Origin of the sequence: Olsenella sp. An293, assembly GCF_002159495.1 — a bacterium.
Taxonomy (GTDB): Bacteria; Actinomycetota; Coriobacteriia; order Coriobacteriales; family Atopobiaceae; genus Thermophilibacter.
The window spans coordinates 1-19123 of record NZ_NFIT01000017.1; the positions used below are offsets into that span (position 1 = coordinate 1).

General features: G+C 66.6%; 16 protein-coding genes and 1 tRNA gene. 5 read left to right on the forward strand and 12 right to left on the reverse strand.

Annotated features, from left to right (window positions below):
* Positions 1 to 355 precede the first annotated feature (355 nt).
* Complete coding sequence (locus B5F85_RS09640) at positions 356 to 3043, reverse strand: valine--tRNA ligase (protein ID WP_087316728.1); 2688 nt, start codon at positions 3041 to 3043, stop codon at positions 356 to 358.
* 413 nt (positions 3044 to 3456) lie between these two features.
* On the opposite strand from B5F85_RS09640, the gene B5F85_RS09645 reads away from it, so the two are divergent.
* Positions 3457 to 4221, forward strand: a complete 765-nt coding sequence (locus B5F85_RS09645; protein ID WP_087316730.1) for a TatD family hydrolase — start codon at positions 3457 to 3459, stop codon at positions 4219 to 4221.
* A 189-nt stretch (positions 4222 to 4410) separates the two neighbouring features.
* On the forward strand, positions 4411 to 5535 hold the full coding sequence (locus B5F85_RS09650; protein ID WP_239386859.1) for a glycosyltransferase family 8 protein: 1125 nt from the start codon (positions 4411 to 4413) through the stop codon (positions 5533 to 5535).
* Between the two features lie 116 nt (positions 5536 to 5651).
* Here the strand turns inward: B5F85_RS09650 and clpX are convergent, their stop codons facing one another.
* The 6 genes from clpX to B5F85_RS09680 all read right to left on the reverse strand — a co-directional run bounded on the left by clpX (position 5652) and on the right by B5F85_RS09680 (position 10371).
* Entirely contained in the window at positions 5652 to 6968 is a 1317-nt protein-coding gene (gene clpX, locus B5F85_RS09655; RefSeq protein ID WP_087316732.1) for an ATP-dependent Clp protease ATP-binding subunit ClpX, read from the reverse strand.
* Positions 6969 to 6971: 3 nt separating this feature from the next.
* Complete coding sequence (locus B5F85_RS09660; protein WP_087316734.1) at positions 6972 to 7589, reverse strand: ATP-dependent Clp protease proteolytic subunit; 618 nt, start codon at positions 7587 to 7589, stop codon at positions 6972 to 6974.
* 82 nt (positions 7590 to 7671) lie between these two features.
* Positions 7672 to 9021, reverse strand: coding sequence for a trigger factor (tig, locus tag B5F85_RS09665; protein ID WP_204204752.1), 1350 nt, complete (start codon positions 9019 to 9021; stop codon positions 7672 to 7674).
* Positions 9022 to 9074: 53 nt separating this feature from the next.
* Positions 9075 to 9161 (reverse strand) — tRNA-Leu (locus B5F85_RS09670).
* Positions 9162 to 9443: 282 nt separating this feature from the next.
* Positions 9444 to 9653, reverse strand: coding sequence for a helix-turn-helix transcriptional regulator (locus tag B5F85_RS09675; RefSeq protein ID WP_087316736.1), 210 nt, complete (start codon positions 9651 to 9653; stop codon positions 9444 to 9446).
* A gap of 10 nt (positions 9654 to 9663) precedes the next feature.
* Positions 9664 to 10371, reverse strand: coding sequence for a DUF2975 domain-containing protein (locus B5F85_RS09680; RefSeq protein WP_087316738.1), 708 nt, complete (start codon positions 10369 to 10371; stop codon positions 9664 to 9666).
* A gap of 195 nt (positions 10372 to 10566) precedes the next feature.
* On the opposite strand from B5F85_RS09680, the gene B5F85_RS09685 reads away from it, so the two are divergent.
* Complete coding sequence (locus tag B5F85_RS09685; protein ID WP_087316740.1) at positions 10567 to 11304, forward strand: hypothetical protein; 738 nt, start codon at positions 10567 to 10569, stop codon at positions 11302 to 11304.
* A gap of 546 nt (positions 11305 to 11850) precedes the next feature.
* Here B5F85_RS09685 and B5F85_RS09695 read toward each other — a convergent pair.
* Positions 11851 to 12324, reverse strand: a complete 474-nt coding sequence (locus B5F85_RS09695; RefSeq protein ID WP_087316744.1) for a GNAT family N-acetyltransferase — start codon at positions 12322 to 12324, stop codon at positions 11851 to 11853.
* Complete coding sequence (locus B5F85_RS09700) at positions 12321 to 13499, reverse strand: MFS transporter (RefSeq protein WP_087316746.1); 1179 nt, start codon at positions 13497 to 13499, stop codon at positions 12321 to 12323. The genes B5F85_RS09695 and B5F85_RS09700 overlap by 4 nt, the downstream gene beginning before the upstream one ends.
* A gap of 295 nt (positions 13500 to 13794) precedes the next feature.
* On the opposite strand from B5F85_RS09700, the gene B5F85_RS09705 reads away from it, so the two are divergent.
* A complete protein-coding gene (locus B5F85_RS09705; RefSeq protein ID WP_087316748.1) occupies positions 13795 to 14676 on the forward strand; it encodes a hypothetical protein in 882 nt (293 codons plus the stop codon).
* Between the two features lie 137 nt (positions 14677 to 14813).
* Here the strand turns inward: B5F85_RS09705 and B5F85_RS09710 are convergent, their stop codons facing one another.
* Positions 14814 to 16532 (reverse strand): ABC transporter ATP-binding protein, encoded by a 1719-nt coding sequence (locus B5F85_RS09710; protein ID WP_087316750.1) that lies wholly within the window; start codon positions 16530 to 16532, stop codon positions 14814 to 14816.
* A 351-nt stretch (positions 16533 to 16883) separates the two neighbouring features.
* Between B5F85_RS09710 and B5F85_RS09715 the strand changes: the two genes are divergently transcribed.
* On the forward strand, positions 16884 to 17375 hold the full coding sequence (locus tag B5F85_RS09715; protein ID WP_087316752.1) for a GNAT family N-acetyltransferase: 492 nt from the start codon (positions 16884 to 16886) through the stop codon (positions 17373 to 17375).
* An 83-nt stretch (positions 17376 to 17458) separates the two neighbouring features.
* On the opposite strand, the gene B5F85_RS09720 is transcribed toward B5F85_RS09715, so the two are convergent.
* Together B5F85_RS09720 and B5F85_RS09725 are read right to left on the reverse strand one after the other, a co-directional pair.
* Positions 17459 to 18595 carry a DUF4179 domain-containing protein gene (locus B5F85_RS09720; protein ID WP_087316754.1) on the reverse strand — a complete coding sequence of 379 codons (1137 nt, stop codon included), beginning with the start codon at positions 18593 to 18595 and terminating at the stop codon, positions 17459 to 17461.
* Complete coding sequence (locus tag B5F85_RS09725) at positions 18579 to 19106, reverse strand: sigma-70 family RNA polymerase sigma factor (protein ID WP_239386862.1); 528 nt, start codon at positions 19104 to 19106, stop codon at positions 18579 to 18581. The genes B5F85_RS09720 and B5F85_RS09725 overlap by 17 nt, the downstream gene beginning before the upstream one ends.
* Positions 19107 to 19123 lie beyond the last annotated feature (17 nt).

The following is a 19123-nucleotide window of genomic DNA, read 5'->3' on the forward strand; positions in this document are numbered from 1 at the left end:
ACCCTGCGTCCCCGCCCCCGCCCCTGTCCCCGCCGTGAGGGTATGTACAGTGCGCATACCTGGTATGTACAGTCAGTCCCGAGGTCCTTCTCGCAAACCCGCAGGTAAAAGGCACGGGCGAGAAAAACGGACGAGTCGAGAAGTGCACATACCCGGTATGCGCACTGTACATACCCGCAAAGGGCAGGGCAGGGCAGGGCGGGAAGGTCAAAGTACGCCAGGGCGCCATGCCCCACCTAATAGTCTGAGCGAGGGCCGACATGAGAGCGGCGCCCGCACTTCTCGGCCAGCGACCTTTGGGCGAAGCCCAATGAGCTGGCGAGAAGCGCGGGCGGCGCACAGCGCGCAGGAGAACCTACGCGAAGTCAGAAATCTGAGTCTTCAGCTGCTCGATCGTAGCCGCGAGCTCAGCGGCCTGCGCGCGCTTCTTCTCGATGACCTCGGGCGCCGCCTTGGCGACGAAGCCCTCATTGGCAAGTGTGCGCTCCACACCAGCAAGGTCCTTCTCGGCCTTGGCGAGCTCCTTGGTCAGGCGCGCGGACTCGGCCGCGAGGTCCACCAGGTCGCCCACGCGGACGAAGATCTCGAGCGAGCCGTCGGCCACGGAGACGCAGCCCTCGGGCTTCTGGACGTCGGCGGCGGCCGCAAAGGCGCCCACGTGGCCCACGGAGCGCACGAAGCCCTCCTGGCCGGCGAGCACCGACGCGTCGTCGGCGGCACAGCGCACGCAGACGTCGAGCTCGGCGCGCGGCGAGAGACGGTAGCGGGCGCGGGTGGAGCGCACGCAGGAGATGACGCGCTTGGCGAGCTCGAAGTCCTTCTCGGCCTTCTCGTTCACGAACTCGGCAAAGCGCTCCGGCTCCGGCCAGGCGGCCACCATGAGGAACTCGGCGGAGTGGTCGTCCAGGCCGCTCGCGGGCAGAGCATCCCACACGCTCTCGGTCACGAACGGCATGACCGGGTGCAGCAGCCTCATGCAGGTGTCCAGCACGAAGACGAGGTTGCGCTGGACCTGCAGGCGCTCCTCGGGGGTGCCGTCGAGCAGGCGGCCCTTGCAGAGCTCGATGTACCAGTCGCAGACGTCGCCCCAGAAGAAGCTCTGAATCTCGCGGGCGTAGTCGCCAAAGGCGTAGGTCTCGAGCTGCTCGGTAGCGTGCGCGACGGCGCGGGCCAGGCGGCTCAGCATCCACGCGTCCTCGGGCGTCACGGCGGCCGGGGCGCCCGGCTCGTAGCCCTCGAGGTTCATCTGGACGAAGCGGCTCGCGTTCCAGATCTTGGTCACGAAGCCGCGGGCCTGCTCGGTGCGCGGGCTGTCGATGAGCTGGTGCGTCTTCTTGTCGATGTTGGCGTCGAACTTGACGTCCTGGTTGTTGGTGATGAGCGTGAGGAGGTTGTAGCGCATTGCGTCAGCGCCGTACTTCTCCATGAGCTCCATCGGGTCCACGCCGTTGCCCTTGGACTTGGACATGCGGCTGCCATCCTTGGCGAGGATCGTGGCGTAGATGTAGACGTCGTGGAAGGGCACCTCGTCGGTGAAGTAGAGCGAGCTCATGATCATGCGCGCCACCCACAGGGCGATGATGTCGCGCGCGGTCACGAGGACCTTGGTGGGGTGGTGCTCGGCGAGCTCGGAGGTGTCATCGGGCCAGCCCTGCGTGGCGAAGGTCCACAGCTGGGAGCTGAACCAGGTGTCGAGCACGTCCTCGTCCTGGTGGACGTGGTGCCCGCCGCACTTGGGGCAGACGTCCGTGTCCTCCATGAGGGCGTCCTCCCAGCCGCAGTCCTCGCAGTAGAAGACCGGGATGCGGTGGCCCCACCAGAGCTGGCGGCTGATGCACCAGTCCTTGAGGTTGTCCATCCAGGTGAGGTAGGTCTGGGTCCAGCGCTCGGGGTGGAACTTGACCTCGCCGTCGCGCACGACCTGCGTGGCGCGCTCCTTGAGCTTGTCCACAGCGACGAACCACTGCTCGGAGAGCCAGGGCTCGAGCGCGGTGTTGCAGCGGTAGCAGTGCATGACGGAGTGGTCGAGCTCCTCGACCTTCTCGAGCAGGCCGTGCTCCTCGAACCACGCGACGACGGCCTCGCGGCACTGATCGCGGTTCATGCCGGAGAACTCGCCGTAGCCGTCGACCACGACCGCGTGCTCGTCGAAGATGTTGATCTGCGGCAGGTCGTGGGCCTGGCCCATGGCGTAGTCGTTGGGGTCGTGCGCGGGCGTGACCTTCACGAAGCCCGTGCCAAAGCCGGCGTCGACGTGCCAGTCGGAGAAGATGGGAATCTCACGGTCGACGATGGGCAGGCGCACCATCTTGCCGACGAGCTTCGCCTTCTCAGGGTCCTGCGGGGAGACGGCCACGCCCGTGTCGCCGAGCATGGTCTCGGGGCGGGTGGTCGCCACCGTGATGTGATCGATGCCGTCGACGGGCTCCACGAGCGGGTACTGGAGGTACCAGAGGTGGCCCTTCTCGTCCTGGTACTCCGCCTCGTCGTCGGAGATGGCGGTGCAACAGGACGGGCACCAGTTGACGATACGCTTGCCGCGGTAGATGAGACCGTCGTGGTACCAGTCGCAGAAGACCTTGCGGACGGCGCGAGAGAACTCGGGGCTCATCGTGAACTTCTCGTCGGAGAAGTCGATCGAACAGCCCATGCGCTTGATCTGGGAGACGATGGTGCCGCCGTACTCGCGCGTCCAGTCCCAGCAGGCGTCGAGGAACTTCTCGCGCCCGATCTCCAGGCGGGAGACGCCCTCACTCTTGAGCTTCTTGTCGACCTTGGTCTGCGTGGCGATGCCCGCGTGGTCGGTGCCCAGGATCCAGCGCGTGGAGCGACCGCGCATGCGGCTGTAGCGCACGTAGGTGTCCTGGATGGAGTCGTCCATCGCGTGGCCCATGTGCAGGATGCCCGTGACGTTGGGCGGCGGGATGACGACGGTGCAGTCGCCCACGCCCTTGCTGCGCTGGTAGCAGCCGGCGCCCATCCAGCGCTCGATGAGCTCGGGCTCGGCGGTCTGGGGATCGTAGTTCTTGGGCATCTCTTCCACGGCTTGTCCTCTCGTGGCGTGCGTTCATATCAGCTAAACAGGATAGCACGTGGGCGCAGTGAGCCGGCGCCATGGCACACTCGAGTTGGCTGCGTTTTGGCGGCCCGCCAAAGAGTCTGCAAAAGTTGGGTTCGATCCATATTCCGGTGTCTCCGGGAACAAAACCCGCCTTCGATCCATGAGATTTTGGCGTCCAGGGAGCACCTGTTTTAAAAAATCGCAGGATTCAGTTTACGGGGGCGACGCAAAGCGCCCGTATGACGGCAAAAACGCATGGATCGAAGGCGACTTTTGTCTCGCGCGCGGACCAAATATGGATCGAAGGACGCCTTTGCAGGGAGGTACCGACGGCGAAGGGGCTCAGGCGCAGGCGGCAGACTGCTCAGGCTATACTGTCCCCGGGGTGATTCCTGATGCTGCCTGCCATCATGCTCTATGACGCGCACGTCCATCTGGGCTGGTTCTCCGACGCCGTGGCCGTCGCGCGCGGGGCGGCGGCACAGGCCTTGAGCCTGTATGCCGTCACGGTCACCCCGGACGAGTATCTGCGCATGCAATCATCCCTCGGCACAAACGGATTCGTGGCCCCCGCTGCCGGACTCCACCCCTGGTGGGTCCATGGCGTCCGGGACGCAGAGGCACTCTGCGAGCTGCTCCCCGAGACTCGATACGTCGGAGAAATCGGGCTTGACGCGTCCCCTCGCCATGCTGCCACCTGGGACGCTCAGCTCGCGGCCTTCGAGCGCATCTGTGCCGAGTGCGCAAAGACGAGCGATCCCGCGTTCCCCAAGCTCCTCTCCATCCACGCCGTGCGCTGCGCCTCGACCGTGCTCGACGTCCTCGAGGAGACAGGCGCCGCCTCGACCTGCCGCTGCGTGCTCCACTGGTTCTCCGGAAGCTCCGAGGAGCTCTGGCGAGCCGCCCGCCTGGGCTGCCGCTTCTCGCTCGGGGAGCGCTCCCTCGCGACCCGCCGCGGCCGCGAGTACGCCCGCATCCTCCCAGCCGAGCTCCTGCTCACCGAGACCGACCTCCCCGAGGGCGAGCACTCCCCCGCCACCGCCGATGACATCGTCGACTCCCTTGAACGCACGATCGCCGGCATCGCCGACGCCCGAAATACCACTGCAGAGGCCGTGCGACATCAGGTCGCCGTCAACGCAGCTGAGCTCTTGGGCTGACCGTACGCGGGCCCTGCCGACGGCACGAAGGCCCGGCGCTCAGACAGTCCTCGCCGCAAAGGGCGCGGCTGCGGAACTCGTGGCGGACCTTCGTGCCGTCGTCAGGGCACGCGTCCTTCTCGCCATTTGAGCGCCCGCGCCGTCAATGGTAGAGTTGACGGGTCATGAAGGCGCACGAACCGAGGTCCCATGAAGCCGCTGCGCAAGACCACACATGTGAGAAACCCGCTCTCCTCGACCATGCTGGCGAGCACGTCGGAGGACCTCGACCTCCCGCTTGACGACGTTGTCGTCATCTTTGCCTGCAGCGAGAACTTCGTGCCGTACCTCTCCGTGGCGGTGCAGTCGATCATCGAGAACGCCAGCGCCGAGCGACGCTACGACATCGTGGTGCTCACGCGCGACATCTCGCCGGCCAGCATGATCACGCTCACGCGCCAAGCCAAGTCCGACAACGTGGGCATCGGGTTTCTCGACGTGGACGCTGCGCTCGGGAACATCAAGCTCCCCCATCACGGGCACTTCCGCCCCGAGACCTACTATCGCCTGCTCTCGCCGCAGCTCCTGCCCAACGTCGACAAGGCGATCTACCTCGACTCCGACCTCATCGTCTGTGACGACGTGGCAAAGCTCTACGACGTCGACGTGGAGGGCTACAAGCTCGCCGCCACGCGTGACGCCGACACCATCGGCCAGATCGACGGCTACGACGCCACGGTCGGGCCCTACCTCAAAGATGAGCTCGGCATGCGCGACCCGCACGACTACTTCCAGGCCGGCGTCCTGCTCATGAACCTCGCCGAGCTTCGTCGAACGATCACGCCGCAGGAGTTTCTCGACCTCTCCACCCAGCGCATGTGGCGCTGGCTCGACCAGGACATCCTCAACAAGGTCGTGAACGGCGAGTACGTGCGCGTGCACATGCGCTGGAACTACCTCATGGACTGGCAGCACCTCCGCCGCACCCACATCATCGCCAACGCCCCCGCTGATGTTTGCGAGGAGTACGAGGAGGCCGCCGCGGACCCCGCGATCATCCACTTTGCGGGACCAGACAACCGTCCCTGGCTCTATCCCGACGCCGACCGCGCGGACGACTTCTGGCGCTACGCGATGCGCTCCCCCTATCTCGACGAGATTCGCGGGCAGCTCGAGGAGTCGCGCGCCACGGCAAAGGGACTCGCCAAGCGCCTGCAGGTCATTGTCCTCTACAAGGGCATCATGCCCGCTTTCGACGCCGTCTGCCCCGCCGGGTCCCTGCGACGCAAGGCCGTCATCCGAACCTACATGGGCCTCGGCGGCGCCAACCTGTAAATTGGGGACAGTCCCCAATTAGCACAAATCTTTTATGTGAATTGGGGACTGTCCCCAACTAACAGAAAGGGCGCCGTCCTGGTTGGACGACGCCCCGCTACCGTCTTGCGACCTCGCTACCCGGCGATGCGATGCTTGCCGTGGGCCTTGGTGATGAGGCGTGGGGACTCGCCGCCGCCGACGCTCTCCTTGGTCACGATGACCTTGGTGATGTCGAGGTCGCTCGGCAGGTCGAACATCGTGTCCTGCAGCGTGGCCTCGCAGATGGCGCGCAGGCCACGCGCGCCGGTGCCGCGCTCGAGCGCCTGGCGCGCGATCTCCACGAGCGCGTCATCCTCGAACTCCAGCTCAACGCCCTCGAGCTCGAACATGCGACGGTACTGCTTCACCAGCGCGTTTCGCGGCTGCGTGAGGATGGACACGAGGTCGTCCTCGGTGAGCTCACGAGTGGCGGTGATCACGGGGATGCGGCCGAGGAGCTCGGGGATCATGCCGAACTTGTGCAGGTCCTGAGGCATGACCTGCGCCATGAGGTAGTCCTCGTCCTTCTCGGCGTTGCGACCGACCTCGGCGTTGAAGCCGATGCCTTTCTTGCCGATGCGGTCGGCCACGATCTTGTCCAGCCCGACGAAGGCGCCGCCGCAGATAAACAGGATGTTGGTGGTGTCAATGCGAATGAGCTCCTGCTGGGGGTGCTTGCGGCCGCCCTGGGGTGGGACGCTCGCCTCGGTGCCCTCGAGGATCTTGAGCAGCGCCTGCTGCACGCCCTCGCCAGAGACGTCGCGCGTGATGGAGAGGTTCTCGGCCTTGCGCGCGATCTTGTCGATCTCGTCGACGTACACGATGCCCACCTGCGCGCGCTCCACGTCGCCGTCCGCGGCGGTGATGAGCTTGAGCAGGATGTTCTCGACGTCCTCGCCCACGTAGCCGGCCTCAGTGAGGGTGGTGGCGTCGGCGATGGCAAAGGGCACCTCGAGGAAGCGCGCGAGGGTCTGCGCGAGCAGCGTCTTGCCGGTGCCGGTGGGGCCGAGCAGCAAGATGTTGCTCTTTGCGATCTCGACCTCCTCGACGCCCTCGGCGACCTCGTCGTTTCCGGACAGGATGCGGCGATAGTGGTTGTAGACCGCCACGCTCATGGCGCGCTTGGCCTGCTCCTGGCCCATCACGTACTGGGAGAGCTCGTCGTAGATCTCATGCGGCGTGGGCAGGTCCTTGATGGGGAGCTCGTCCGCGGGAAGCTCCGTGACGTCGTCGGCGGCGTCGAACTCCGCCTCGTCGATCATGTCGGAGCAGGCATGGACGCACTCGTCGCAGATGAAGACCCCGCCGGGCCCCGCGATGAGCTTGCTCACCTGGCTGCGGCTCTTGCCGCAGAAGGAGCAGTGCACCTCGTTGCCCGGGAAGCCGGGACCGGACTGGTCGAAGTTGGACATGCGCTACTCCTGGCTCTGGTCGACGCGAGAGGAGATGACCTTGTCGACAAGGCCGTAGGCGCAGGCCTCGGCGGCGCGCATGTAGTTGTCGCGCTCGGTGTCGGCGTTGATCTTCTCGATGGGCTGGCCCGTGGCGTCGGCGAGGATCTCGTTCAGGCGCTGGCGGATCCAGCGGGTCTCGTCGGCGACGATCTGGATGTCGGTCTGCTGGCCGGAGACGCCGGAGCTCGGCTGGTGAATGAGCACCATCGAGTTGGGAAGCGCGAGGCGCTTGCCCTTGGCGCCGCAGGCGAGGATGGCCGCGCCCATGGAGGCCGCCATGCCCACGCAGATGGTGGAGACGTCGGGCTTGATGAAGTTCATCGTGTCGATGATGCCCAGGCCCGCGTAGACGTCGCCGCCAGGCGAGTCGATGTAGAGCGAGATGTCCTTGTCGGGGTCCTGGCTCTCGAGGTGGAGGAGCTGGGCGATCACGAGGTTGGCTGAGTCGCGCGTGACCTCCTCGCCGAGAAACACGATGCGGTCGTTGAGCAGGCGCGAGTAGATGTCGTAGCTGCGCTCGCCGCGCGGCGTCTGCTCGACCACGTACGGGATGAGCGGGATGTTGGTGGGCTGGTGCATTCGAACTCCGTTCGTTCGACGTTTTTTGTAGAAAGCCCCGGACGAGTTGCTCGCCCGGGGCTCCGTGAACGTGAGAGAGAGGCTACTCGGCGTCCTCGTTCTTCTCGGCCGCGGCGGCGCGCTCGGCGACCTCGTCGACGACGGTCACCTTGCAGTTGTCGACGAGCCACTCGAGGGCCTTGGTGCGACGGATGGAGTCGCGGACGGCGGGCAGACGGCCCTCGTTCTTCCACTCCTTGTAGGAGGCGTCGACGTCCTCGACGCCGGCGCGCTCGAACTCGCCGCGGACCTCGTCCTCGGTGACCTCGAGGCCGAGCTTGGCGGCCACGGCGTCGAGCGCGAGGGACTGACGCGCGCGCTCCTCGGCCTGGACGCGCAGGTCGGCGATGAAATCGTCGGACTTGATGCCGCGGGCGCGCAGGAACATGTCGAGGGAGACGTTCTGGCGCTGGAGCTGGCCGAGGAACTCCTGGGCGAGCTCGTTGAAGATCTCGTTCTGGTAGGCCTCGGGCACGGTCTCGAGGTCGAGCAGCTTGCCCACGGCCTCGACGACGCGGTCCTCCTTGAGGTTGGGGATCGTGGTCTTCTTGTCGCCCTCGATCTCCTCCTTCACGGCCTCCTTGAAGGCGTCGACGGAGTCGTAGCCGTACTTCTTGGCCATCTCGTCGTCGAGCTCGGGAGTGACGGCCTTCTTGATGCCGTTCAGGGTCACCTTGACGGAGAAGGTGTGGGAGATGGTCTCGCCGTCGTGCTCGTGGGAGCGCGTCCACTCGATGGCCTTCTCCTCGCCCTTCTTCATGCCCTCGATACCCTCCTGGAGCTGCTCGGGGAGCTGTTGGCCGTCAAGGGCGAGCAGGCGGTTCTTGCCCGCGAGGTGGCCGGCGCCCTCGACGTTCTCGATGTCGACGGAGACGATGTCGCCGGGTTCGGCGGCGCGGTCCTCCTCGACGTCCTCGTAGGTCACCTGGTAGCTGAGGAGCTGGTTGATCTGCCAGTCGATCTCCGCCTCGGTGGCCTCCTCGGGCGGGAGGTTGATCTCGGGGGCGTCATAGGAGGTGAGCTCCGCGGTGGGGCGCACGCCGATGGTGGCGTCGACGACGTAGTCGGAGCCCTCGGCGGCGAGCTCGGGGTCGGCGCCCTCGGGGCCAAAGCTCACGCGGCCCACGGGGGTGACGTCGAGCTCCTCGAGCATCATGGGCTCGAGGGCGGTGAGCAGGTCGTTGGTTGCCTGGGCAAGCACGGCCTCGCGGCCGATGATGCCGTCGATCACCGGACGGGGCGCGTGGCCGCGGCGGAAGCCCTGGAAGTTGTACTTCTTGGCGATGTCCTTGTAGGTCTTCTTGATGGCTGCGTTGACGTCGGCGGCGGGAACGGTGACCTTGGCGGCCATCTTCTCGTCGACGGGCTTCTCAGCGGTGACGGTGATCTTCAACGTTCCTCCAGTGTCTCGTGCCTGGCGGGCCTGCCCCGCCATGTTTCCTTGCGTGGTGCGGGCGAAAGGACTCGAACCTTCACGGGGTCTCCCCCACTGGAACCTAAATCCAGCGTGTCTACCAGTTCCACCACGCCCGCGGACTTCACAGCCTTCATATAGTAGCAAACTTCCGCAGGAAGGCCGCGTCTCGGCAGATATTTCACGGTTGGGGGGCGGCGCGAGGCCCCGGCGCGAAGCTCCCTTGCGGGCGAGGGCATTTGGGAGTATGTACACCGCCCCTTCAGGGTATGTACACCCCGGTCAGAGGCTCCTCTCGCAAATCCGCAGCTCAAAGCCCTGGGCGATAAGAACCTCTCTCCCGTGATCGTACATACCCTGAAGGGCGGTGTACATACCCTGTGGGCTGTGCCGGCGGGCGCTCACTCCTCGTCCGGGACGTACTCCAGGATGTCCCCGGGCTGGCAGTCCAGCACGCGGCAGATCGCGTCGAGCGTGGAGAAGCGCACCGCGGAGATGCGCCCGGTCTTGATGCGGGAGAGGTTGACCTCGGAGATGCCCACCCGCTCGGCGAGCTCCTTCGAGCGCATCTTGCGGTCCGCCAGCACACGGTCGAGGCGCAGGACAATCATCGCGCGGCCCTCACAGCGTCTCGTCGTCCTGCTTCTGCAGGATGCAGCCGTACTCGAAGACCCGGCCCACCAGCACCAGCACGATCCCCAGCGAGACGAGCATCAGGTCCTGGGACTCAAAGTTCGCCGTGAGCGCGTAGCTCAGCATCTCGCCGGACTCCACCAGGGCGTTGACCACCGCGGCCGCGATGGCCTCCAGGACCATGTGGAGCAGCGTGGGCGCGCACCCGGCGAGAAGGACCAGCCACCCCACGCGCCCCAGCTCACGCGCGCGCTCGGGCGCAAACGGCACGCCGGTCTGACGGATCTTGGAGCACATGAGCGCCGCGAGGGCAAACGCCGCGCACGCCAGGCCGCCAAAGACGACGCCGTTGGCGAGGCTCGAGATTGGACTGCCGGAATAGGAGACCTCGCCGCCCATGACCTGCGAGCGACCGACCTCGTTGCCGCCCTCGTCGTAACGAATCTCCGGCGGCTGCTCGTCCGTCTCGCTCACGAGGAAATTGCCGCTCGCCTCGCTCGTGGTAAAGAAGGCGGTCGCAGCGTCACGGCCGGACTCCCGCATCGAGGCGGTCGTGAGGAAGACCGTCGACCACGCGTTGAACAGGGCCAGGAGCAGGGCCACCAGGGCGGCGACCCAGCAAAAGCACGTCGCCACGCGCGCGGCGCCGCGGATGCGCCCGTCCGCCTGCGCCCTTGTCAGCATCTCGTGTTTCATCGTGACCCCTCCGTTCTTCTCGTCCAGCTGTTCTTATCGTTCTTGTACCACGAATTATCGTTTGTCGATAATAGCGAGAAGGACGTCCGGCAGACGGCATCATCCCCTCGGCAAGCGCGCGCCTAGCCCCCCACGCTGGGTACAAGCTTGGAAACGGCAGCGATTCGGCTGCCGGCCCTTACGAAAGGGGCGACCATGTACGAGAAACCTCCGGTCACGATGAACTCGCCCAAGATGCGCGAGAATCTGCGGGCGCGCGGCTATAGCAAGCGGACGGCGGCACTGATTGCGGTGCTTATCGCGGTGTTTCTCGTGGTCAACGTCGTGCAGTTTGCGGTGCGGTTTGGGAGCAGCGTCTCGGAGCAGCTTGACGCTCCGACAGAGGACCGCGTCGCGCTCCCCTATTACGAGCTCACCGCAGACGAGCGGGCCGCCGTGGACGCGACGGGCGAGAGACTCTCCGCCCTGAAAGAGAAGCCGAGTTCCAGCGACCTGGCCGCCGAGCTTGCGGGCTGGCTCGAGGGCAGGCTCAGGCGGGGCCTGCGCCACACGCCCGAGGACCTGGGGATCGACGCCGAGGCGTGGGCGGGTCAAATGGTCTCCCGGCTCACGTACTCCATCGAGGACGTCGGGCTCTCCGGCGACGCAGCGGTCGTCGGCGTGCACGTCTGGGCGCCCCGGGCCGGCGAGATCGTATCCAAGGCCAGCGAGGGCATGAGCACCTACTTCTACAACCAGGGCGTACGCGACGGGGAGCCGCTCTCGGAGGATCTTCAGGAGGACGTCCTCCGCACATTCGAAACCGCGACGGAGGCGGCTCCCGTCGAGGAACGCACGCTTGACGTTGTCCTCACACGCTCCGACGACGGATTCGTCGTCGACGAGAGGGCTCTCGAGAAGGACCTCCTGAACGCATTTGGCGCGGTCGCGTGAATGTTGCGAAGGGACTGTCCCTTCGTATCACAGCGGGAGGCTATCGCTCATCGATCTTTGTGTCGAGCATCACCTATGCAACGGTCACTCCTCGATCGGAGCGAGAAACTCATCAACGTCAAAGTAGAGGTTGCTCAAAATGGGGACGAGGTCGATGTACTCCTTGACCGGCTCCGGGCAGCCATCGTATTCTGCGTTGACCACGAGATAGCCCTTGTTCCATTCCCGAACATCAACGTACCTGACGAGGTTCTTGGGCGTTCGAAAACGAATGTCATGTCCGCCGAACGAGAAGCTCGTATAGGGACCATCGCAGCTCAGAACTGCACAGCTGGAAGATGAGACACCCATAGCCCCTCTCTCGTCGTCTTTACTGAACTAGGCCGAGCGCGTCGCCCAACCTTTTGCACATGGTACCCAAGCGGGGGGGCAGGCGCCCCGGCTCGGCAGGCAGCTCTCGAGGAGTGGTCGACAACATACCTCGCACGACGCCCATTTTTGTAGAGAGAAACCGTAAGAAATCGGGCGTCGTGCGAGGTGTGCATTTTACAAATCGCGCCTCAGCATGACAAACTCATCGCTGCGCCACTCCTCGACGAAGCCGTGACGCAGGAAGAGACCGATAGCCGGGTTGTCCAGGGCGACGTTGTCGCGCAGCGTCGCGACGCCGCGTCCGCGGGCCGCGTCGCAGAGGAGCTCGAGCCCAGCGGCGCCGTACCCGCGCCCGCGGAAGCGGGCGTGGACGAGCACGTCCGTGATGAAGCTGTCGTAGTCCGGGTCCCAGCGGTAAGCGACCTCACCAACGAACTCACCGGAGTCTAGGTCGCGCAGGTAGCGGTAGAAGCGCCGCCCCTCGCCCTCGCGCGCGACCCACGCGTCGTGCCAGCGGCCCCAGAGGTCCTCCGGGAAGTCGACGGTCCCTCCCCAGGCTCGGTTGTAGGACATCGTGGCCTCGTCGGCCAGGAGGTCCCGCTTGAACCAGAGGTCATGCACGGCGGGACGATAGAGCTCGAGGTTCATGAGCGTGCCTCCTTCTGAAGCAGGTCGGTCCGGGAGAACGCAAGGTTGACGGCGCCGAGGAGGGCCAACGAGGTCGCGAGCAGCGCCACCATGGCGAGCCGCATGTCCAGAAGGTCCGAGAGCCAGCCGAAGAGCGGCTGCGAGACGGCCGAGAGCAGCGACACCGCAATCGAGGCGAACGAGAGCGCCGTCACGCGGTAGCGCGGGTCCAGCGCGACGTTGAGTACCTTGGTGCGCACGGGGTTCACGAGGCAAACCGCCGCAAGCCCGGCCATGTAGAGCGCCACGGCAGCGCGGGGCTCCGAGCAGAGCGAGAACGCAAGGAAGAGCGCGACCACGGCGAGAGGGCCGAGCCGCGCCACGCGCGCGTCCCCCAGGCGCCGCGCGAGGCGGGCGCTGCCCAGCCCCGCGAGACTCGTGAGCGCGAACTGCGCCGCCACGACCGCGCCCACCGCCGGCAGCGGGACCCCGAAGTACCCGTTGAGGTAGTTGTTGTAGAAGTCGTCCACGGGCACCATCGACCACGCGACGGCACCCTCCACCAGCACGTAGCAGAGCACGGGGCGGCACCCCGCCACGTAGCGCGCGGCGTCGAGCGGCCGGACCGGGGCCGCGGGCGCGCCGCCCCTCTCGCTCGCCCGATCGTCGCGCATGAGGAGCACGCAGATGAGTGCGCCCGCGAGCGACGCGATGGAGAGCGCGAAGACGAGCCTGTAGCCCACCTCAGCGAGCAGGCCGGCCGCGAGCGCCGAGAGCCCGTAGCAGCAGTAGAAGACGACGCGCGAGACGGCGCTCACGCGGGTGAGCTTGCCCTCGCGGCCGCGGGCGATGAGGTGGTCGGCGACGATCGCCGTCGCGCAGCCCGTGGTGAGCGTGTAGGCCGCCGCGAGAATCGCCATGACGCCGAGCATCGCCGGGAGACCGCGCGTCACGAGCATGAGCAGGTAGCCTGCCATCTCGAGCGCCACCGCCGCAATCAGGCTCGCGCGGCTCCCAAAGCGGTCCGCGACGAAGCCCGTGGGCACCTCGAGCAGGGTCTTGCCCAGCTGGAGCGCCCCGAAAAGCACCCCGATGCCCGCGAGCGAGAACCCGACGTGCTCGAGGTAGAGGCCCATGACCGTGGAGACCATGGATAGGTTTGAGAACGCCTCGTAGGCGTAGTAGAGGGGAATCAAGTTGATTTGCCTTTCACGCGAGGGCGACTGATGAAAAGTGACAGTCCCTTTTCATCACCTGCGGTCGGATCCCTCGGGGAGGCCGGCGGCACGACAAGGTCCGCCCGCCTACGCGGGCGTCATCGGGTCACGCTGGGAACGGGCCTCCCTAGCGGAGGGTCTCCTCGTTCGTCCGCCTCATCGCTGCCTCCTTCTGATCGACGGAAAGGCCGCGTCTAGGATAGCACGTCCCGGGCGTGGCGAGGGACGCGGCAGCCTTCTGGTAGAGTGGGGTAACCCTACCGAGGGAGGCGCCATGAAGCGACGTGAGTTCCTTCTCGCCCTGCTGTGCGCGATCTACCTGGCCGTGCTACCCGGCTGCTCGGACAACGAGCTCACGGTTGGCGGAGAGAACGGTCCCATCAGTCACAACGAGCGGGCGCTCGTCCTCTCGGTGGACGAGGAGAGCCAGACCGCCGAGGTGCGCATCCTCGAGCGACCGGATGGCCTCACGCTCACGTGGGGCACGCACCCGGCGGGCGCAGAGGGCACGGCGGACTTCTCCGAGTGGGGCTCGTCCGGTCTCCCCGAGGTGGGCGACGACGTGATCCTCAAGTGGATCGGGATTCCGGCCGAGGAGAGCTCCTTCCCAATCCTGGTCAACAGCTGGGAGCCCACCGTCAGCTTCTACGAGGCGCTCGGCGACGCACACGAGGTGCGCCTCCCCGCTTCCATGCTGAGGTTCTTCTCTCAGACGGCCGAGGAGCTGGTCGCGGACTTTGCGGAGTCGCCGGAGCTCGCGCTCGAGGCGTGCGCGGAAGGCGAGGACCTTGTGCTCACGTTCACCGGCAAGCAGCTTGCGGACTACCGCTCGGACGTTGAGCAGAGCCTCGACGAGAGCGTGGCCTCGCTGCTGGAGTCGGAGGACGTGGACGCCGTGGAGGTCGCCGACGACAACGCGTCCGTCACCATCACGGCCTCGCCCGCGCTTCTCGACAAGCCGCTGCTCGTGGGCCAGGCATTCATGGCCGTCCCCGGGATGTGCGCCACCCTGCAGGCGCTCGACGGAACCACGGACTGGCACGTAGAGGTCGCGGTCATCGACGCCGAGAAGAGCGTGGAGGTCGCGCCCGTCACGCTCCCTGACGAGTCCGTGACCATCACGGCCGAGAGCTGGGCCGAGGCCGTTGCCGAGTGATGAAAAGGGACAGTCCCTTTTCATCACTACATGCCAAATCATGTAGCAATCGGCCTCCCGAGGACCATTATGCCCAGCAGACCCCCGTTACCCCCTTCTTTTCCAGGGGGCAACGGGGGCCTTCGTTCCAGCTCAGGTCACGCGGCCACGGCACAGAGGCCGGCGAAGTAGCCGCCCGCGGACGTGAGCTCGGCGTACGTGCCGCGCTCGACCACACGTCCCTCGCGCAGGACGAAGATCTCGTCGTAGCGCGCGAGCAGCGCCGGCTCCAGCCGGTGCGTCACCACCAGGCGCGTCGGCCCCTCGAGGTCCAGGATCTCGCCCGCCACCTCGGAGGCAGTCCTCGCGTCCAGCGCCGACGTCGCCTCATCGACGAGAAGGACCGGCGTCTTTCGCAGGAGCGCACGCGCGATGGAGACGCGCTGCCGCTCGCCGCCCGAGAGGTTGGCGCCGCCCTCGCCGCATTCGTACCCCAGGCCCTTCTCGGCGACGAGCCCTCCCAGACCGGCGCGGCGGCACGCGTCCAGAACGGCCTCCTCGGGGAAGTCGCGGAACATCGTCACGTTGTTTCGCAGCGTATCGTCAAAGAGGAAGACCTGCTGGTCGATGAGGCCCATGAGGTCGCAGAGGCTCCCGGCGTCAATGCAGCGCAGCTCGTGGCAGCCCACGCGGATGCTGCCCGTATAGCCGTCCTCCCCGCCCATGAGGAGGTTGAGCAGCGTCGACTTGCCGCTGCCGGAGGCGCCCACGAGCGCGTAGCGGCCTCCGGGGCGCAGCGTGAGGCTCACACCAGAGAGCACGGGCTCCCCGCCGTCGTAGGCAAAGCCCACGCCATCCAGCACAACGCCGCCCGCAAGACCGTGCCCGACCTTCTCGCCCCGGCGCGCCTCGTTCCTCTCGGCCGCCTCCGCGAGCTTCTCGATGAGGCCCGCGGCGGCCCGGCGGCTCGCGAGGAACTGAGGCAGCATGTTGATGGGCATGATGAGGTAGTTGCACAGGTTCACGAAGACGAGCACCGTGCCGGCCGTGACCTCGCCCGTCACGGCGAGCCACGCGCCCGCGAGGAAGACGCCGAACTGCAGGAGCGACCCGCAGAGGTTCTCGCTCACCGCGCCGATCAGGCACTCCCACCAGTAGCGTCGGCGCTTGAGGCCCTCGACCTCGGCATTGGCTGCGTCGAAGAGCCGGCGTGCCTCGGCCTCCGCGCGGAAGGCCTTGACCACGGAGAAGCCCGCGAGCAGGTCGCGCAGCCGGGAGACGAAGCGCTCGTTGCCGGCCGAGACCGCCTGCTCGCGCTCCCCCATCTCGCGCCCCATGACCACGGACACCGCGAGCGGCACCGCACTGAGCGCCACGGCCACCACCGTGAGCGGCACCGAGAACGCGAGCATCATCGCGAGCGACCCCGCGAGCAGAAGCGCATGGTAGACGATGAGGAAGCCGCGCTTGAGGTAGCCCTCTTCGATGGAGGCCACGTCGTTGGTGAGCAGCGAGAGGTAGCTGCCCGTGTTCTCCCGGGCGAAGGCGCGCACGCCCTTCTCGGAGAGGCGCTCGAACGCGAGCGACTTGTACTGCGCGAGCGCGCGATAGATGAACGCGCACTTGGCGCGATACATCCCAAGGCTCACGGCGAGCGATGCCAGCAGAAAGGCGCCGCAGAACATGGCCAGGCGCGCGAGCTCGGAGGCGTCGCCGGTGCCGATGACGTCGATGATTCGGCCGAGCAGCCACGACCCCACGAGCGCGGCGGGCACGTCGAGCACTGTGAGCGCGAGGGCGGCGGCAAGGTTGAGGCGGTTGTCGCGATAGAATGCGCGGACGTAGTCGCGCGCGGCGGCGGACATGGTCGACTTCATGGTCTTCTCCCATCAGGCGGAACTGATATGTCGAGAAGGACCTAGAGCATGTCGACCTTTCGCCGGGTGCAGTACGTTACCACCCTACAATGCAGCTCCGACACTGACAAGCCTTACTCGGCCAGCGGAGGCGAGCGACAAAAAGGCTACCTGCCGGCACTTATAAGTGTCGGCTCGTCAGGGCATCCAAGATCACACTTCTCGGCAAACGCCGAGAAGGACCCGGCACTTCTCGCTCCAAAGCATCAAATATGCCGACACTCATATGTGTCGGCCGCACAGCGACCTTCCAGCGGAAAGCGTTATCGAACGCCTATCTTTCACTATGATTGACGCGTCGAAGGGACTCCCATGGCTCAGATACTTCCCCTCGCCCCCGAGGACATCCCGGAGAAGGCGGCAGTCCATGCGCAGACGTGGCAGGAGACATACCGGGGACTGCTTCCGGACGAGCTCAACGACACAATCACGCCGCGATTTGCCGAGGAAGTCACTCGCCGGCTCACCAGCCTGCGCACGCTCGTGGCGAAGGTCGATGGAAGGGTCGTCGGCTATATCGCATGGTCGAATAGCTGCCGCTCGCACTTCAGCGTCGACGGCGCGGCCGAGGTCGGCAACCTCTATGTCCTCCGGGAGTTCCAGGGCCGAGGCGTCGGCCGCGCACTCCTTGAGTCGGCCCTCGCGCGCATCGGCGAGCGAGACGTCGTGCTGAGCGCATTCTCCTCGAACGCCGCCGCACTCGGCTTCTACGAGCACATGGGGTTCGAGAGGACCGGGGTCACCTTCGACGAGGGGTCCATGGAGGAGACCGAACTGGTCCTTCGGCACAAGGGTGGCGCTTGACCGCACGCGCCCCGGATAGACGACAAGGAAGGGCGGGCCGCTCGGACGGCTCGCCCCTCCCGCAGCGCACGGTTGTCGCAGCTCTATGCGGTGTTCACGGGAATCTCCACGTCGCCCACGGTCACGCTGACGACGTCGCCCGCGGCCACGATGCGGTCGTAGGTCGTCGCCTTGGAGACGGTTGTCGTGCCGTCACTGTGCTTCGCCGAAGAGCCGTTGGCGTCCGTGGCGTCGAACGTCGTCCCGTCTGCAAAGGTCACGACCACGGGGAGGCCCGTCACAGCAGCCTGCTCGGCCAGGGCCTCTTCGCTCACCTCGCCGGGAAGCGCGAGGTCGCGCGTCTGCCGGTTGATCGTGTAGTCCACCGTGACGCCGAGGGAGGATACCGCCACGGAGTCGATCGTAACGTCCGAGCCCTGCCACGTTGTTGTCTGGCTCGCTGGCAGGTCGACGGTCGTGTCCACGTAGTTCATCTCAAACTTGAGGTTCCAGTCACCGGCCGCCAGCGTCTTGAACTCCCCCTCATCGGTGAAGATCTCGAGCTTGCTCATCGAGAAGCGCGCTGTGCGGCCCACAATGCCCGCGTCGTTCCACGTATGTATCCCCATGACCTGCACGAGCTGCAGCGTGTTGTCACCGGGGTCGGCATCGTAGAGCCGGACGAGACCGCCGCCGCTCATCGCGCCGTCCACACGCAGGAACGCGTCCCCCACGTACGTCAGCGTGCCGCCCTCGTGGAACTCGATCCCCTCGAGCGCGGCGGGATCCTCGAACTCAATCGAGTAGGCCACGGCGTAGTTGAACCGGTCGCCTGCCACGGCCTCGGCCGTCACGGTGACGCCGTTCGAGGTCGCGCTCGCACCGATCGGCCGGCCCACCTCGTTCAGGAGCTCGGTCTGGGCCGGCGCGCCGCCGAAGACGTCCGAGAGCACGTCGGCCGGGTTGGGCAGCACGCCCGCTGCCACGGCGACGGTGCCGCCCCCGCCCAGCGCGAGTGCCAGCGCGAGCCCGGCGGCGACGCGCGCCCAGCGGCGGGTGCGGCGCTTGGGAGGGCGCGCGGGCATGGTCAGGACCTCGGCAGGTGCCTCAGACCGAGCGTTCTTCTCGGCACTCTTTGCATCCGCGGCCGCGCGCAGGCCCTCGGTCATGCGCGCCTTTGCCTCATCGGAAAAGTGCAGGTCGCCCATCGAGGCGGTGTAGCTATCAAGCGGGGAAGTCATCGTAGTCTCCCTTCAGGTCGTCTCTGAGGCTCGCGCGGGCGCGGCTCAGGCGCTGGCGCACGGCGGCGTCCGTGGCGCCCACGATCCGCGCGACCTCGCGCGTTGGGTAGCCCTCGTAGTAGTGCAGGTAGACCGCCTCGCGCTGCGGCAGCGGGAGCGCCATCACGGCGCCGAGCACGCGCTCGTCGCGCCTCCGGAGCGCGTCCTCGCCGGGCGATTGTGCTGCAGCGGGCTCCGCCACGTCTGCGAGGGGTACCACGGTATGCGCGCCGCGGTCGCGCAGCAGGTTCCTGCAGGCGTTTATCGCCACGCGTATGACCCAGGCGCGCTCGTGGCCGAGGTCGCGAAACGGCTCCTCGCGGCAGATGAGCTTCACGAGCGTGTCCTGGCAGACGTCCTCGGCGTCGGCCGTCGAGCGCAGGTAGGTGTAGCACACACGCAGGACGAGGTCAGCGTAGTCGCGCACGAGCCGCTCGGGGTCGCGGTCGGGTGCATTGCGGGGGATCTGCATCGGCCAGCCTCCTCTCA

What these genes read in the sequence shown, in the direction of transcription:
- B5F85_RS09645 (WP_087316730.1), top strand. Translation starts at nt 3,457, where the DNA reads ATGCTGCCTGCCATCATGCTCTATGACGCGCACGTCCATCTGGGCTGG.
- B5F85_RS09650 (WP_239386859.1), top strand. Translation starts at nt 4,411, where the DNA reads ATGAAGCCGCTGCGCAAGACCACACATGTGAGAAACCCGCTCTCCTCG.
- clpX (WP_087316732.1), bottom strand. Translation starts at nt 6,968, where the DNA reads ATGTCCAACTTCGACCAGTCCGGTCCCGGCTTCCCGGGCAACGAGGTG.
- B5F85_RS09660 (WP_087316734.1), bottom strand. Translation starts at nt 7,589, where the DNA reads ATGCACCAGCCCACCAACATCCCGCTCATCCCGTACGTGGTCGAGCAG.
- B5F85_RS09675 (WP_087316736.1), bottom strand. Translation starts at nt 9,653, where the DNA reads ATGATTGTCCTGCGCCTCGACCGTGTGCTGGCGGACCGCAAGATGCGC.
- B5F85_RS09680 (WP_087316738.1), bottom strand. Translation starts at nt 10,371, where the DNA reads ATGAAACACGAGATGCTGACAAGGGCGCAGGCGGACGGGCGCATCCGC.
- B5F85_RS09685 (WP_087316740.1), top strand. Translation starts at nt 10,567, where the DNA reads ATGTACGAGAAACCTCCGGTCACGATGAACTCGCCCAAGATGCGCGAG.
- B5F85_RS09695 (WP_087316744.1), bottom strand. Translation starts at nt 12,324, where the DNA reads ATGAACCTCGAGCTCTATCGTCCCGCCGTGCATGACCTCTGGTTCAAG.
- B5F85_RS09705 (WP_087316748.1), top strand. Translation starts at nt 13,795, where the DNA reads ATGAAGCGACGTGAGTTCCTTCTCGCCCTGCTGTGCGCGATCTACCTG.
- B5F85_RS09710 (WP_087316750.1), bottom strand. Translation starts at nt 16,532, where the DNA reads ATGAAGTCGACCATGTCCGCCGCCGCGCGCGACTACGTCCGCGCATTC.
- B5F85_RS09715 (WP_087316752.1), top strand. Translation starts at nt 16,884, where the DNA reads ATGGCTCAGATACTTCCCCTCGCCCCCGAGGACATCCCGGAGAAGGCG.
- B5F85_RS09720 (WP_087316754.1), bottom strand. Translation starts at nt 18,595, where the DNA reads ATGACTTCCCCGCTTGATAGCTACACCGCCTCGATGGGCGACCTGCAC.
- B5F85_RS09725 (WP_239386862.1), bottom strand. Translation starts at nt 19,106, where the DNA reads ATGCAGATCCCCCGCAATGCACCCGACCGCGACCCCGAGCGGCTCGTG.